This is a genomic window from Helicobacter kayseriensis (assembly GCF_021300655.1).
GTDB classification, from domain to species: domain Bacteria; phylum Campylobacterota; class Campylobacteria; order Campylobacterales; family Helicobacteraceae; genus Helicobacter_G; species Helicobacter_G kayseriensis.
In genome coordinates, this window is record NZ_JAJTNB010000003.1 from 23,339 (window position 1) to 39,265 (window position 15,927).

Genomic DNA, 15,927 nt, shown 5'->3' on the forward strand with positions numbered 1-15,927 from the left:
AAAGGACAAGATGATGAAAACTTCTACTTTATTTTATATTTTAAGTTTTACCTCACTTTTTGGAGAAACCCTAGAAACCCCTCAAATAGAAGTCAAGGCCCCTGAGTATGCCACCAAGTCACAAAGCATACAAAGCGCAAAAAGTATCCAAGGCAAAGCATTAGAACAAAATTTTGCAACCTCAACTTCCAATCTCAATGCATTCTTTCCCAATCTCAAAATTTATCCTCAAGGAAGTGATACATTTCCGATGATCACCCTTAGGGGAGTTACTGGACCGGATTATTATTCTTATGTGCTTGGACTCTATGTCGATGGCGTTCCGCAAAGTCCAAATTTTATGATTCAAACATTGGGAGATATAGAATCTATTCGACTTATCAATGGTGCAGAGGGCCTCTTCTATGGAGAAAATGCTCCTTTGGGATTGATTGAAATTCAGACTAAAAACCCTCTTTCTAAAAACTATGCCAAAGCATCTGTGAGTGCTTCAATCTTGCAAGAAGATCTCAATGCCTACATTGGGTGGAATCTCCTTCCCAATACCTTATGGGGAAAAGCCAACTTTCGCTACATCCGAGACAATGGATTTTTAAAAGATCCTCAAAGCCAAAAAATGCTCAATAGCGGGGATAGTATCCTTGCTGGAGTAATCCTATACTATCTCCCAACAGAATCATTTCTCATCTGGGCAAATTACAACTACCACTACACACTCACACATAAAGATTTTTTTCTCTCTAAAGCTCAATTTGATTCTTTAAAATTTGAAAATGGAGAGCAAATCTCAGGCTATGAGGAATATCAAGCTGGAGTGCAAAACAAAATCTTTAATAAAAACCCATTCAATTCTCTTGAAGCACACAATGTAAGCCTCAAAATGGAATATTTTTTCTCAGATGCGACCCTCAGCTCAATGAGTGCCTTTCAAAAAACAAATACATTGGGCAATAGCTATCCTGGAATCTTTGTCAAAGATGAAAAGCGTGATGGAAACTACTACAACACCTTGCAATTCATCCAAGAAATCAAACTGCATAGCACTTACTCAAAGGGCATCGAAAGTATCATTGGGGCATATTACAAATTTTTCTTATTGGACAATGGGATGGATAATGTCCCCACAGGTAGCGCCTCAGGAGGAGTAGATGGGATGGGAGAACCTCCCCTTTATTACAATGGAACATGGCAAGCAAAAGAAAAAATCAATACTTTTGCCCTCTATGCAGATGCTTTTATTCCCTATGGCAATTGGAATTTTAACTTTGGAATCCGCTACCAACTTTATCAATCCTTCATTCACTCTCCACTGCCTCCTATGATGCCCCTGATGGCTCCATATAGTGATGTTGCCCTATTCCACGCTATCAATCCTCGCCTTAATATCTCTTATCATATCACTCCTGATCATTTCATCTTTTTGCAACTCTCCAACTTAACAAAACCAGGAGGATTCTCAAAATTTCCCTTTGCTGATACAGATACAATTCCTTACAAACAAGAACAAATCTATTCCATCGAACTAGGCAATCGCTCAAAATTCCTTAATCATTCCATTAAGTTTGATAGTTCGCTTTATGGGATTTTGAGAACCCAAACTCAGGCATATGTAGGAGAGGGATACAACAAAAGCATCACAAATATTGGCACATCTTATGCCTTTGGGATCGATTTGGAGGTTTCTTATCAAAACTCCTTTTTATCTTCTTTTGTCAATATCAATATGGGCTACTCTGCATTTGGGAAAGATGATAAAAACAAAGGATTTTTGCTGATTGGAGGAAACAAAAGCCATTATGATCTCAGAGGACAAAGCACAAGATTCTCTCCCCTTTTAAGCTTTAGTGCAGGAGCTGATTTTGCTATCTATCAATCCTCTAATCACTCCCTAGTGCTTGCCAATTTATTAACATTTTCAAGCACCTATTATCTAGATGATTTTAATCGCCAACAAGATCTTGTCCAAAAAGCCTTTGCCATTTGGGATCTTAGTCTGATCTATACACTCTTTAAGCATTATGAAATCACACTTTTTACTCAAAATCTTACAAACTCTCGCTATGCCACAAGTGTGCTTTGGGATAGTAATGGCAAGGCCTATACAGCAGGCAACCCATTCAATCTTGGGGTAAAATTTGCTTATACATTTTAACCCAAAGGAATTCTATGCAAAATGACTTGATCTATGCCCTAGAAGACAAACCTCCATTTTTAAAATCTTTTTTTTGTGCTTGTGTGCATTTGGCTGCGATGTTTGTCGCAGTCATCACCCCAGCACTTCTTATTTGCAAAGGATTGGGGGTTTCTCCACAAGACACTGCACGCATCATCTCTATGTCTCTTTTTGCCTCAGGATTGGCATCACTCCTGCAGATTCACACCATTGGCCCTATTGGTTCGGGGCTTCTTTCCATTCAAGGGACAAGTTTCAACTTTGTCTCTCCTATCATCTTGGGGGGTTTGGTGCTCAAAAATGAAGGAATGAGCGATGAGGCGATGCTTGGAGCAATCTTTGGCACATTGATGCTTTGCTCACTCACAGAGATGCTCATCTCTCAAACTCTTCCTTTTGTCAAAAAAATCATCTCTCCACTTGTTTCAGGAATCGTTGTGCTCATCATTGGACTTAGTCTCATCAATGTAGGACTTATCAATGCTGGTGGAGGATATGGCGCGATGGAAAAGGGGAGTTTTGGGAGCTTTGAAAATCTCTTTTTAGCCTGCAGTGTGATTGTTATGATTATCTTGCTCAATCTATTTAAAAACCCCTATATTCGTATCTCTTCTCTTTTTATTGCCATTGTGATTGGCGTTTTTCTAGCCTATAGCTTTGAGGGATTTAGCTTTGATTTTTCTTCAAATGAGCATTCTTTCTTTTTTCCTACGCCTCTTTATTTTGGGTTTGGAATCGAATATACATTAATCCTCCCCTTTATCCTTGTCTATGCAGTGACTTCTCTTGAAACAATCGGAGATATTACAGCTACCTCAGAGGTCAGCAATCAACCCATCAAAGGAGAGCAATATTTCAAAAGACTCAAAGGAGGAGTTTTAGCCAATGGAATCAACTCTTGTCTTTCGGCCTTTTTTAATACTTTTCCTAATTCTTGCTTTGGACAAAATAATGGTGTTATCGCTCTTACAGGTGTTGCTAGTCGATATGTTGGTTATTTTGTGGCTATTTTGCTAATGATTCTTGGAAGCTTTCCCTTTGTTGCTACGCTCACGCTTCAGATACCAGAGCCTATTTTGGGGGGTGCGACATTGGTTATGTTTGGGACAATCGCAGCAACTGGTGTTAGAATCATCTCCAAAGATGATCTCTCCCGTCGATCCATTCTTATTATCGCATTATCGCTTGGTATCGGACTGGGGATCAATAATCACCCAGAGATCTTGCAATTTATGCCCACTTGGTTTAAAACGCTCTTTTCATCAGGGATTGCTGCTGGAGGAATTTGTGCGATTGCACTTAATCTTATTTTGCCAAAAGAAAAGATTCAAAAAAATCATTTACACTCTTAACTTTCCCCATTTCTTTCCTCCTTGAGCTTTCAAGGAGGAAAGATCATCGCTTATTTAAAATCAAATAGACAATCCCTCTAAAAAGCTCAAGAGAATCAAGAAATAATTTGACGAAAAAATTGTTTGATTTTATTCCTGATTGTGAAGCTTTCTGGGCCATTAGTCGTAAGGGGGGGGGGATGGAAGCATCTTTCTTATCTATTTCAGGAAGCTCAACAAAATCACAAATATAATCTTTGGGTTTAGAATAGACCTCAAAGCTTGTTTGATTTTGGGATGGAGCCAAAGGGATAATTTGTGCTAGCGTGCTTGAAGGTGAGAGAGCATAGATTTTCACACCTTCAAGCATAGAGGCTAGCTTAATGCCTTCAATATCTACATGTTTTTGATGCACTTGATCTTTGAATCCCTCTTGATCAAAAAGCGGGATACATTGAGATAATCTAGGCTTATTTTTGACTTCAAAAGCATAGCTCAATCCTCCATCTTCATAAAAATCAATCCCTGTAAGATAGATTTCTTTATAACCTTGAGCCAAAGCTGTGATGAGCATCATCACTCCACTTGTAAAGCGCAAATTATAATAAAGCACAAAAAATTTCAACAAAGCATCAAAGTCTTTCATAGCCGATAAGTATGGATAGGTGCTTTTCACACTTGGATAATCATATTTGAGCTCTTCTTCTAAATTTTTAGATTTTCCATTGCCCCATTCTCTATCCCATTTCCCCATTGTTATATTGCAATAAACATCTTCTACTTCATATTCTCCTTTGTCTTTGAGACGATGAAGAGTCCAAAATTGTTGCTTCAACACAAATGGATTGAAAAACACTCCCTTGATTTTCTTACCCAAGAAATAACGATCTTCAAAATAAAATTGATTACATCGAAATACATCAAAATCTTGAGGGAGGCGTGTATAGTCAATTTGAGCTAAAGATGGGCCATTACCTGCAATAACAATAGACTTCATGATTTCCCTTTATTTTAAGATTTGCAAAAAAAAATAAAAAACGCTATATTTCCTCTTGCTCAACTACCGGTGGTAGAAAGAGGTGGCTTGGAGGTGCCGCAATCCTCCACCAAACGCTTAAAACCATTCACAATTTATAAGTCTTTTATCATTTTTGGCAATATAATCTATATATTTCTTTTGAAAGCTATTTTTCTTCTTTAGATTATCAATATAAAAACTTGTCACAATAAAAGCTTTTTTGCTTGAAGTAATAATTTTTTCTAAAATAACAACAAAATCATATTGATATAACCATAGATATAATCGAATCTGACCTGTTTTTTCAAAAAAATAAAATAACTTTACTAATCGAACATTATTATAATTTAAAAAGATTGCCTTAATCCAGCCTATGCGCTCTGCTCGCAATATATCAAACTCTCTTTTCCCATTATTTTTACGACTAATAATGTGCCAAAATACTTCCTCCACTTCCATATTTTCAATTTTGATTTTTTGCCTATTTTTAATATCAATGAAAATATCTCTTAAAAAACACTGTGTCTCCGAAAAATCGTTTTTAAACACTGTATAAGCTAAATTAATTTTCTCTTCTAAACAACTACACTGTGAGAAATCCAACAAGGAAAACACTATCTGCTCTTTCCTAATTGGATTCGAAAAATATTAAATTTTGTTTCCCAAGGTGGCGTTCCTTGTTCTAGTTGGATATTCGTTTTTTGTTCCAATTTTTGAACAATATAATTCTTAATCTTACTCATATGATCAATATCATCTCTTGCTTTATAGGCAATTGCTCCGATTAAAAGATCTGTCAATTGGATTAGACAAGACTCATGCGATCTTACAGTAAAGCACTTAATTTGTTTATACTCATGACACAGAACTCTTTCAAGCTCTTTCATTCTGGGAGCACATCTTGTATCTTTATAATCCAAATAAATTTCTGCTCTGCTTTCTGTTCTAAGCAAATTCCTTAAAACATAATAAAACATTTTGTAATAAAAAATATCTTGGCTTCCCTGATTATATTTATCATGTTCCAATTCCTGTTTATTTGGAACAACAAGAGCCTGAAATCTTAAATCGACACTATCAAAAAAGAAATCAATCAATTCACTATAAAATTGTTTTTGAGAAAAAGTGAGCTTTGTCCATTTTAACTCTTTTTGATAATTGTATTTATGTTTGAGGAATTTAATATACCTATTAACAAAGGCCATGGAGCTTGAAGGAACACATATGGCACCTAAGACCATAATATGAGATGAAAGCGTAAAATTAGTTTTAGTTTTATACTTTAAATGATTGCTCTCATCACAAAAAATCTTATAATGCATACTGTCCCTTTTTAAAAGATTTACTCCCAACACTCAGTATTTTTAATCCCTAATTTTTTGGGATCAAATTTAGGTTCAATTCCTTTTTTTCTTTGCTCTAAATAATCTTTTAGTGCAATTTTAACGATATGAGAGAGAAGTAAAATTGCAATGATATTTAATGTCGCCATCACAGCCATCAACACATCTGCAAGCTCCCAAGCTAATTTGAGATTCATCTGCGATCCAATAAAAACCATTGCAACTGCTAAAGCATTAAAAATCCACATAACAAGCTTGGAATTTGTCAAGTATTTGATATTGGCTTGTGCATAATAATAATTTCCCAAAAGTGAAGTGATTGCAAAACACACTACAGCAATACTCACAAAGTGCAATCCCCATGAACCAAAAAATTCTCCCATTGCTTTTTGCACTAGAGGCAATGCTGTCGTTCTACCTTCAAAATAAGCCTGTGAAAAAAGCACCAAAAAAGCTGTACTCGAACAAATCAATATTCCAATCAATACACTGATGGCTTGCACTAAACCTTGTTTGACTGGATGGCTTGTGTGAGCAGATGCTGCAGCATTTGGAGCAGACCCCATTCCTGCTTCTGTTGCAAAAAGTCCACGCTTAATCCCAATGACAACAGCACTCCCTGCAAATCCTCCAAAAATCGCCTTAAAATCAAAAGCTTTAGCAAAAATATTAGAAAGAACTTCTGGAAGTAAATGGAGATTCATAAAAGTCACAATCAATGCCAAAGCAATATAAAATAACGCCATAGCAGGGACAATATAAGCATTGATTTTACCAATTAAAGAACTTTTGCCAAAAAACAAAAGCGCTGCGATTACTGAAGAAAAAAGACCAATAATGATCGTCCAATGACTTTGCTCAAATCCATCAGGATTATGATAATACACGGCAAATGCGGAAGTCATCGTATAAGATTGCAATCCATTAAAGCCAAAAGCATAAGTCAAAATCAAAATAATTGCAAAAAGAATCCCCAACCATCGTTGATTGAGTGCCTTTTGCATATAATAAGCAGGACCTCCTTTAAATCCATTGCCATCATGGCTTTTATAAATTTGAGCCAAAGTACTCTCAGCAAATGCACTTGCTCCTCCAAAAAAAGCCATAACCCACATCCAAAATATAGATCCAGCCCCTCCAGCCATTACAGCTACAGCAATTCCTGCAATATTTCCAATCCCAACACGAGAAGCTACAGAAATGGCTAGAGCTTGAAAAGAACTTAATGCATCGCTTTTCCCATCGGGTTTTTCTGCAATAACGCGTAATCCTTCTTTAAGCATTGTGACTTGAACAAATTTGAGCTTAAAACTATAAAAAACACTTACAATGATTAATAAACCAACTAAATAATACCCATAAGCAAAGGTATTGATAGAATTCAGAAATTCAACAACTTTTTCCAAATTTTTTCCTTTCTTTTAAAGATAGGTTTATTTAAGAAAAACCATAGAACTTGATTTTAATTAAAACTTCTTGATTTTCTTAATACTTCTTTGCAAAAAATCAAAAATTCTTTTTTGTTTTTGAGAAGAAAAACTCGGAGCCAGACAAAGATCAGAGATATAGTTTTCATCTTTGCTTTGAACTTCAAAAGGCACTTTATTTTCAATTTTTGGTGCAAGAGGTGCGACAAGCTCATTTTCAGACAAAAAGAAGACATTGGCTTTTCTTTTGATAATTTCTAAAATTTTTTTATCAAATTCCATACTGTGGCATGAATAATTCTTCTGATCTTCCATTTTAGAAAATCCTGGAACTCTCTGAATTAAATTATTTTTTTTGGAATTAAAGGCATATTGAGTTTGACCTTCATAAAAATCTATTCCTGTTAAAAAAAATTCTCTGTAACCCAAATTGTAAGCCACAACAAGCATATAAATCCCCATATGTAAGAACTTTTGGAAATACAGATAGTGATACAAAATACACTCATAAATCTCTTTGTCTTGAGTAAGATATGAGCAAAAATCAAGCACCGTAGGATATTCTGACTTTAATCTTTGAAAATACTTAAGGCTTTGATCATCAATAGAAAAAGGCTGAAGAGGACAATAAAGATTTTCAATCTCATATTCTTTTCTTTCTTGAAGTTGATAGTATGTGAAAAACATATCGCGAATTATCCTGTGATTAAAAAACACTCCCTTGATTTTCTTACCCAAGAAATAACGATCTTCAAAATAAAATTGATTACATCGAAATACATCAAAATTTTGAGGGAGGCGTGTATAGTCAATTTGAGCTAAAGATGGGCCATTACCTGCAATAACAATAGGGGGTTTTTGATTGTGCATAAAATATATCCTCTAAAAAAGTTTATATAATTTAAAAAATAATTTTTTGGAGATTTTATGCATTATATCCAAATCCAACACCGCAAAATTGGCGCAGACTTTACACCTCTTGTGATTGCTGAACTTGGAATCAACCACAATGGAAATTTACAAATTGCCAAAGAAATGGTTGATAGTGCTCATCGTGCAGGAGTTGAAATTCTCAAGCATCAAACCCATATTGTTGAAGATGAGATGAGTACATTGGCCCAAAAAACAATCCCTGGGAATAGCAAAAAAAGTATTTATGAGATTATGAGTGAATGTGCTTTGAGTGAAGAAGAAGAATTTGAACTCAAAGAATATGTGGAAAGCAAGGGGATGATTTTTATTTCTACCCCATTTTCACGTGCTGGGGCAGATCGACTTGAAAAAATGGGAGTAAGTGCCTATAAAATAGGCTCAGGAGAAATGAATAATCATCCCTTGATTAAACATATCGCGAGTTTTGGGAAGCCTATGATCGTCTCTACAGGAATGAATGATTTAGAAAGTGTCAAAAAAACTGTTCAGATTCTAGAAAGTTTCAAAGTCCCTTATGCTTTGCTCCACACAACCAATCTTTATCCCACACCTCCTCATCTAGTGCGACTTGGAGCAATGCAAGAGATGATGAGAGAGTTTCCTCATATCCCTATTGGATTAAGTGATCATACACTCAATAACAATGCTTGCAAAAGTGCTATTGCTTTGGGTGCAAGTATTGTTGAGAGACATTTCACTGATCACAAAAATAGAATCGGTCCTGATATTGTTTGTTCAATGGATGAAGAAGAAACAAAAGATCTCATCCAAAGTGCTAAAGAAATCTTTTTGATGCGTGGAGGAGAAAAAAGGGCCACTCAAGAAGAACAAGTAACAATCGATTTTGCCTTTTCAACTTGTGTAAGTATCGCTCCTATCCGCAAAGGTGAAATATTTAGCAAAGAAAATCTTTGGGTCAAAAGACCAGGGATTGGAGAAATCAAAGCAGAATCTTATGAAGAGATTTTAGGCAAGAGGGCAAAAATTGATATCGCCCCTGATACTCATCTGACATGGGAGATGATTGATTGAAAAAAATTGTCTTTTTAAGTGGGACAAGGGCTGATTGGGGGAAGATCAAACCTTTGATTCAAAAAATCAAAGAATCTAAAGATTTGCAATATAAAATTTTTGCATGTGGGATGCACTTACTCAAACTCTATGGCGAAACTTATCTTGAGATTTATAAAGATGGATTTGATCAAGTCCATTTGGCCACTCCTTACCAATTTGGAGAACAAATGGATTTATCTTTGAGCGAATGTATTGCCCAATTTTCAGCTTTTATCCAAAAAGAAAAACCTGATATGATTGTTGTACATGGAGATCGTTTGGAAGCACTTGCTGGGGCGATTGTTGGAGCATTTAATAATATTTTAGTCGCACATATTGAAGGAGGGGAAGTGAGTGGAACGATTGATGAATCAATCCGCCACAGTATTTCTAAACTTGCTCATCTTCATTTTGTAGCAAATCAAAAAGCCAAATCTCGACTTATCCAACTTGGAGAAAAACAAGATCATATTTTTGTCATTGGTTCACCTGACCTAGATGTAATGAACTCACCTACATTGCCCAGTTTTGAAGAAGTGCAAGAAAAGTACTATCAAATCAAACCCTTTGGAAAAGATTATGCAATCTTTTCTTATCATCCTGTAACAACAGAATATGAAAATCTTCCTTCTAAACTTGAAAATATTTTTCAAGCTCTCACTCAAACAAAACAAAATTTCATTTTGATTTATCCTAATAATGATTTGGGCTCAAATCTTATTATCCAAAAGATTCAGAGCTATAAAGATTTTCCTCAATTTTGTTCTTTCCGCTCAATCAAGTTTGAATATTTCCTTACTCTCTTAAAACATGCTAAATATATCCTTGGCAATAGTTCAGCGGGCGTAAGAGAAGCTCCATTTTTTGGAATCCCCTGTATCAATCTTGGCTCTCGCCAAAATGGGCGCTTTGAAAACAACCCTTCAATTTTATCTTGTGATGAAAAGGTTGAGCAGATTCTTCAAGCTATTTCTCAAATCCCCTCTATCCCTATCCATCGTAAGAATGAATTTGGTGATGGAAAAAGTGCAGAAAAATTTATTTCCATTTTGGAAGATAAATCAATTTGGAATCTTCCTTTACAAAAAAGCTTTGTGGATTTTTTATGAAAGTTTTGGCACTTATTCCTGCTCGTAGTGGTAGTAAAGGCGTAAAAGATAAAAATATTCGTCTTTTTCGTGGGCTTCCTTTGATGTCTCACACCATTACAAGCGCACTTAAAAGTGGAATTTGTGATGAAGTTTTTGTTTGCACAGACAGTGAGGATTATGCTTTGATTGCAAAAGAATATGGGGCAAGTGTGCCATTTTTAAGAAGTGAAGAAAGTGCAAGAGATGAAAGCAAAAGTATTGATTGTGTGATGGAATCTTTAGAAAAATACAAATCTTTAGGCAAAGAATTTGATGTCCTTCTTTTGTTGCAACCTACTTCTCCTTTGAGAAATGCAACTCATATCAAAAAAGCTTATGAACTTTTTCTTTCTTGTAATTGTCAAAGTCTAACAAGTGTGTGTGAAGTCAATGAGCATCCACTTTTTATGCGAACTCTTCAAAAGAATGCTCTTTCTCCTTTGCTTGAAGTTTCAAGTTCTGTGCGTCGCCAAGATTTGCCTCCTTATTATCGTCTCAATGGTGCAATTTATCTCAATCTCATCTCAGAGCTTAGTCTTCAAACAAGCTTCAATGACAATACAATCGGCTATGTGATGAGCAGAGAAGATTCTCTTGATATTGATAGAGAAGAGGATTTTCAAGATCAAAGAGAAAAGAAATGATTCAAAATCCACCCAAAGAATATGGCTATCCCCATCACAATTCCAATAAATATCATTAAAAATTGCCATTTAAACATTGATCTAAGCAAAATAAGCTCGGGTAAACTCACTCCGCCTCCAGCAATAAGAAAACACATCATAGATCCGGTAGGCATCCCTGCTTGAATGAGAACCAATCCCAAAGGAAGTGCCAAATCAATCCGAATATATAAAAATACAGCCATAAATGCTAGGATTATAAGTTCTAATAAATTTCCATTTGTATAAGAACTTAAAAAATTTATGGGCAAAAAATTATGTATCCCTGCCCCTAATGCCATTCCAATAAAAATATAAGGGAAAATCTTTTTATAATCTTGAAATTCTGTAATAAATAAACCCTTCCATGTCAATTTATTAGAAGTAGGACAATAAGAAGTTGTGCAACATTTTCTTTGAACTGGAGTAATTGAGAATTTGGGATATAAAGATTTGATAAATTCTTCGTTCAAAAGTTTCATAAAATCTATTTTTGTAAAAATGAGAGAAATTACAAAAACAAAGATTGTGATAAATAGCGTATAAAACATAGCAATTTTCCAATCTAAAATCTTAAAAAGTAAAACAAAAGTAATTGGGTTGAGCAAAGGGGAAGTCAAAAAATAAGCAATACTTGCTCCAAAATTACATCTAGTTTTTAGTAGTGAGCGAAAAATAGGGATTGTCGAACAAGAACAAAATGGTGTTATTACTCCCAATAAAATCCCTCTCCAATGAGAAGATATAGAATCCTTTGCAAGATATTTCTGAAAAGTGTATGTATAGTGGTGTTGTAGGAATTTCATCAACATCCCCACAACAAAAAACAAAAATGAAATTTCAAAAAAGAGTTTTAAAAATTCTACGAAATAAGATAAAAATAAATAATTCAAAAATATTCCTTAAAATATATATTCTAATATTGGAATATTATTATAAATAATTTTTAAAATCTATTGAAATCAAAAAATAGATAAAATAAATTATATTTTTATCTAAGGAAGAAAATGAATATTAAAATTGAAATTTTAAAAGCTATTAGTAATCCTTTAAGATTAAAAGTTTTAGAGTGTCTTTGTGAAGGTAAAAAAAATGTTAGTGAAATCATAGAATTTTGCCAAGAAAATCAATCTAGTGTTTCTAAAGCTCTCTCTATTCTTAAAAATATTCGGATCATCTCTGATGAAAAAGTAGGTAATCAAGTATTTTATAAAATTGAAATCTGTTGTTTGGATAAGTTCCTGATTTCTCTTGATCAGGTTGCTCAAGAGAGTGCAAACCACCAAATTCAAAAACTCAAACAATCCGTTTCAAAAATTAATTCATAAAACCATATAAATATTATTTTATGAATTAATTTTTGCTCCTACAATACAGTTTGAAAGAATATGAGGTTTTTTGATTGAGAGAGAGATTTTTTTGAGTTGAGAAAATTTTTGTTTGAGCTTGTGAGATAAATCTTGCAAAGCTTCTTCTAAAAGTCCATATTGATTTTGTTCCAACTCAAAAGAAAAAAGTTCCACAATCTCAACATAATTTAAATATTCTCCTTGATAGTCATATTCTAATTCTGCATCAATGATGATCTTTTGTGCCTTTTCTCGCTCAATAGGTAAGATTCCAATGATAATTTCTAATTCCAATTGCTCTATAAGCAAAATCATCAAAAAATCTTTTGTTCTTGTTTTTTGAAGAGTCTAATAATGTTTGGAATATGTGTATAAAGGATCAAAATTCCAATCAAAATCACAGGAGCATGAGAGTGAATCTGAGAAAGAATATTAATACTTTGAGGTAATGGCAAGATATAAGGAATAATAAAGGTCAAAATAAGCCCGCTTAATACTCCTGAGAGAGAAGAGAGAGAAGAGATTTTGAACACCTTCCCTACAATAAACCACACTAAAAGTCCTAAACTCCCCTCAATTGGAATCAATAAAAACACAGAACCTATTGCTGTAGCGACTCCTTTTCCTCCAGTAAAATTTAAATATGGACTATAACAATGACCAATCACAGATAAAACTGCAATCATCCATTGCGTGTCATAACTCAAACCAAAAAACTTAGCCAAAGCCACAACAATAAGACCTTTCAATGCATCTAAGAAAATAGTTAAAATTGAAAAAGTTTTTGCTTTTTGAGGATTGATTTCTTTGATTGCTCGATAAACATTAGTTGCACCAATACTTCCTGATCCAACTTCTCTAAGATTGATTCTAAAGAAAACTTTGCAAAAAATAAGACCAAAAGGAATCCCTCCACATAAATAAGCCAAAAGGTAAAAAATAACATTGATATTGCTCAAAATTTCAAACATTTTTTCTCCTCAATCTTTTTTGCTTAAAGCCCAAGCTAGAGATAAAATCCAAAAGATAAAAAACCAACCTAAAAATAAATTTACTATCAAAATTCCATAGCGACTACTATGACTTCGAATAAAAGCAATCACACAAGGGATAAAATAAAAAATCCCAAAAATCCAAGCTAATGGCAAAGAATAAAATGTATAAAAATATTCCATTTATACATCCAAATGCTTCACATTTTTAGCATTTTCTTGGATATAAGCTCGTCTTGGTTCTACTTCATCTCCCATAAAGAGTGTAAAAATCGCATCAGCAGATTCAATATCTTCAAGTTTTACACGCAAAAGTGTGCGGTTTTGTGGAGTCATTGTTGTTTCCCACAATTGCTCTGGATTCATTTCTCCAAGACCCTTATAACGCTGGATATATGCTCCTTTTTTTGCACTCTCTTCAATTTCTTCTAGAACATCTAAAAGATCTTTACCTTCTAAAAAGCTTAAATCTCTTTCTTGGATTTTGTTATAGATAAAATAAGCTTCTTCAAAATAATTATCTGTAAATAAAGAATCATTTAAAACAAGTTCAACAAGCCCTGTTTTAGTTTGAATATAGAATAAAATTTCTTCTTCAGAGATAATTTTATTAAGAATATTGCATTCAATTTTTTCTAAAAATTCTTCAATCTTTTGACTCATTTCTTTAAAATCAAGCCCGATATAATCACGATTTTCAATCAAAAATCTTACGACTTCAATCATCGCATAACGCTTTTCAAGCTCTTTTAAAACACTGCGATATGCTGAAATATATTTAAGAATCTCAAGTAATTCTCTTGTCCCAATTCCCTCAAAACTAAAATTTTCAATTCCATTTTCAATCAAATATTCACTCAAAGCTTTTTCATCTTTGAGATAAATCTCTTTTTTCCCTTTTTTAAAACGATAAAGTGGAGGTTGAGCAATATAAATATGTCCATTTTCAATCAATGGTCTTAAATAACGATAAAAGAAAGTCATCAAAAGCGTTTGAATATGCGATCCATCCACATCTGCATCAGTCATAATGATAATTTTATGATAACGCAATTTTTCTAAGCTAAATTCTTCACCAATCCCACATCCAAAAGCTGTAATCATATTTTTGATTTCTTCGGATTTAAGAATCTTATCAAGTCGTGATTTTTCGACATTTAGAATCTTTCCACGCAAAGGTAAGATGGCTTGATAAACTCTATCTCTTCCTTGTTTTGCACTCCCCCCTGCACTATCTCCCTCAACAAGATAAATTTCAGATTCACTTGGATCTTTACTTTGACAATCAGCAAGTTTTCCTGGCAAAGTTCCTACAGAAAGATTTTCTTTTTTTCGCGTAAGTTCTCTTGCTTTTTTTGCAGCTTCTCTTCCTCTAGCAGCAAGAAGAGCTTTTTGCATAATTGCTTTGGCTTGGATAGGATTCTCTTCGAAAAATTTTGTTAATTTTTCATAGGTAAGTTTTTGCACGATTGGCTTAACAAATGAGCTTCCAAGCTTACCTTTTGTCTGCCCTTCAAATTGAGGTTCCATTACTTTTGTAGAAATAATAGCTACAAGGCCTTCCCTTACATCATCTCCAGTGACTTTAGAATCTTTTTCACGAGCATTTGCATTAGCCTCAATATAATTCATAATCGCTCGACTTAATCCCGCCCTAAAGCCTGCTTCATGCGTTCCACCCTCAGGAGTTCGGATATTATTAACAAAACTCAACACTTTTTCATCATAGCCTTCATTATAAGCTAGAGCAATTTCTGCTTCTAATTCATCTTCACTTACTTCAAAACTGATGATTTCAGAAATTAAGGGCTTTTTATTTACATCTTCTACAAATTGTTTGATCCCTCCCTCAAAGTGATACTTTTCTCTTTTTCCACTTTTTTCATCAACAAAATCAATCGTAATATTACGATTAAGATAAGCCATTTCCTTAAAGCGTTTAATAAGAATCTCTGAATCAAATTCAAGAACTTCCATAACTTCACCATCAGGAAAAAATTCAATGGTTGTTCCATGTTCTTTTGTTGTACCAATGATCTCTAGAGCAGTTGTAGGGATTCCCTTTTGAAATTCTTGTCTATAAATATTTCCATCTCTTTTGATTGTCATAATCAAATGACGAGAAAGAGCATTAACAACACTGACCCCTACTCCATGAAGTCCTCCAGATACTTTATAAGTATCCTTATCAAATTTACCTCCAGCGTGTAAAACTGTCAAAACAACTGTGGCTGCGGGAAGATTTTCAGTAGGATGCATATCTACTGGAATTCCTCGTCCATTATCTTCAATGATCGCACTTCCTTCACTTGTAAGACGAATAGAAATCTTATTACAATGTCCTGCCATTGCCTCATCAATAGAATTATCCACAACTTCATAGACCATATGATGAAGCCCATTGATATTTGTATCTCCAATATACATTCCAGGGCGTTTTCTAACTGCTTCAAGCCCTTTTAAGACTTTGATATTCCCTGCACCATAATCTTTGATTTCTGACATTTTTACTCCGA

At 34.1% G+C, this 15,927-nt stretch carries 16 protein-coding genes; 6 read left to right on the top strand and 10 right to left on the bottom strand.

Annotated features, from left to right (window positions below; all coding sequences use genetic code 11):
* Positions 1–13: 13 nt before the first annotated feature.
* Positions 14–2,152 (top strand): TonB-dependent receptor, encoded by a 2,139-nt coding sequence (locus LW137_RS03420; RefSeq protein ID WP_233033219.1) that lies wholly within the window; start codon positions 14–16, stop codon positions 2,150–2,152.
* A gap of 14 nt (positions 2,153–2,166) precedes the next feature.
* Complete coding sequence (locus tag LW137_RS03425) at positions 2,167–3,525, top strand: nucleobase:cation symporter-2 family protein (protein ID WP_233033220.1); 1,359 nt, start codon at positions 2,167–2,169, stop codon at positions 3,523–3,525.
* 43 nt (positions 3,526–3,568) lie between these two features.
* Here LW137_RS03425 and LW137_RS03430 read toward each other — a convergent pair whose 3' ends face one another.
* The 5 genes from LW137_RS03430 to LW137_RS03450 all read right to left on the bottom strand — a co-directional run bounded on the left by LW137_RS03430 (position 3,569) and on the right by LW137_RS03450 (position 8,162).
* Positions 3,569–4,501 (bottom strand): alpha-2,3-sialyltransferase, encoded by a 933-nt coding sequence (locus tag LW137_RS03430; RefSeq protein WP_233033221.1) that lies wholly within the window; start codon positions 4,499–4,501, stop codon positions 3,569–3,571.
* Positions 4,502–4,618: 117 nt separating this feature from the next.
* The gene (locus LW137_RS03435; RefSeq protein ID WP_233033222.1) at positions 4,619–5,137 is read right to left on the bottom strand and encodes a hypothetical protein; all 519 of its coding nucleotides are present in this window, start codon (positions 5,135–5,137) and stop codon (positions 4,619–4,621) included.
* Complete coding sequence (locus tag LW137_RS03440; RefSeq protein WP_233033223.1) at positions 5,137–5,844, bottom strand: DUF3800 domain-containing protein; 708 nt, start codon at positions 5,842–5,844, stop codon at positions 5,137–5,139. Before LW137_RS03440 ends, LW137_RS03435 begins: the two co-directional genes overlap by 1 nt.
* Before the next feature lie 20 nt (positions 5,845–5,864).
* Positions 5,865–7,271: an alanine/glycine:cation symporter family protein gene (locus tag LW137_RS03445; RefSeq protein ID WP_233033224.1), complete on the bottom strand. Its 1,407-nt coding sequence runs from the start codon at positions 7,269–7,271 to the stop codon at positions 5,865–5,867.
* Positions 7,272–7,331: 60 nt separating this feature from the next.
* A complete protein-coding gene (locus LW137_RS03450) occupies positions 7,332–8,162 on the bottom strand; it encodes an alpha-2,3-sialyltransferase (RefSeq protein ID WP_233033225.1) in 831 nt (276 codons plus the stop codon).
* A 57-nt stretch (positions 8,163–8,219) separates the two neighbouring features.
* Here LW137_RS03450 and LW137_RS03455 point away from each other — a divergent pair, with 57 nt between their 5' ends.
* The 3 genes from LW137_RS03455 to LW137_RS03465 are packed head-to-tail and all read left to right on the top strand — an operon-like array spanning position 8,220 to position 11,052.
* A complete protein-coding gene (locus LW137_RS03455) occupies positions 8,220–9,257 on the top strand; it encodes an N-acetylneuraminate synthase family protein (RefSeq protein WP_233033227.1) in 1,038 nt (345 codons plus the stop codon).
* Positions 9,254–10,387 carry a UDP-N-acetylglucosamine 2-epimerase gene (gene neuC / locus LW137_RS03460; protein WP_233033229.1) on the top strand — a complete coding sequence of 378 codons (1,134 nt, stop codon included), beginning with the start codon at positions 9,254–9,256 and terminating at the stop codon, positions 10,385–10,387. Before LW137_RS03455 ends, neuC begins: the two co-directional genes overlap by 4 nt.
* Complete coding sequence (locus LW137_RS03465; protein ID WP_233033230.1) at positions 10,384–11,052, top strand: acylneuraminate cytidylyltransferase family protein; 669 nt, start codon at positions 10,384–10,386, stop codon at positions 11,050–11,052. Before neuC ends, LW137_RS03465 begins: the two co-directional genes overlap by 4 nt.
* Here LW137_RS03465 and LW137_RS03470 read toward each other — a convergent pair.
* Complete coding sequence (locus tag LW137_RS03470; protein WP_233033231.1) at positions 11,034–11,963, bottom strand: permease; 930 nt, start codon at positions 11,961–11,963, stop codon at positions 11,034–11,036. The genes LW137_RS03465 and LW137_RS03470 overlap by 19 nt on opposite strands.
* A gap of 114 nt (positions 11,964–12,077) precedes the next feature.
* Here LW137_RS03470 and LW137_RS03475 point away from each other — a divergent pair, with 114 nt between their 5' ends.
* On the top strand, positions 12,078–12,398 hold the full coding sequence (locus tag LW137_RS03475) for an ArsR/SmtB family transcription factor (RefSeq protein WP_233033232.1): 321 nt from the start codon (positions 12,078–12,080) through the stop codon (positions 12,396–12,398).
* Between the two features lie 18 nt (positions 12,399–12,416).
* Here the strand turns inward: LW137_RS03475 and LW137_RS03480 are convergent, their stop codons facing one another.
* The 4 genes from LW137_RS03480 to gyrB are packed head-to-tail and all read right to left on the bottom strand — an operon-like array spanning position 12,417 to position 15,916.
* Entirely contained in the window at positions 12,417–12,734 is a 318-nt protein-coding gene (locus tag LW137_RS03480; protein ID WP_233033233.1) for a dihydroneopterin aldolase, read from the bottom strand.
* A complete protein-coding gene (plsY, locus tag LW137_RS03485; protein ID WP_233033234.1) occupies positions 12,734–13,390 on the bottom strand; it encodes a glycerol-3-phosphate 1-O-acyltransferase PlsY in 657 nt (218 codons plus the stop codon). Before plsY ends, LW137_RS03480 begins: the two co-directional genes overlap by 1 nt.
* 9 nt (positions 13,391–13,399) lie before the next feature.
* Positions 13,400–13,594 carry a superinfection immunity protein gene (locus LW137_RS07250; RefSeq protein WP_428845614.1) on the bottom strand — a complete coding sequence of 65 codons (195 nt, stop codon included), beginning with the start codon at positions 13,592–13,594 and terminating at the stop codon, positions 13,400–13,402.
* Positions 13,595–15,916: a DNA topoisomerase (ATP-hydrolyzing) subunit B gene (gene gyrB / locus LW137_RS03490; RefSeq protein ID WP_233033235.1), complete on the bottom strand. Its 2,322-nt coding sequence runs from the start codon at positions 15,914–15,916 to the stop codon at positions 13,595–13,597.
* Between the last annotated feature and the right edge of the window lie 11 nt (positions 15,917–15,927).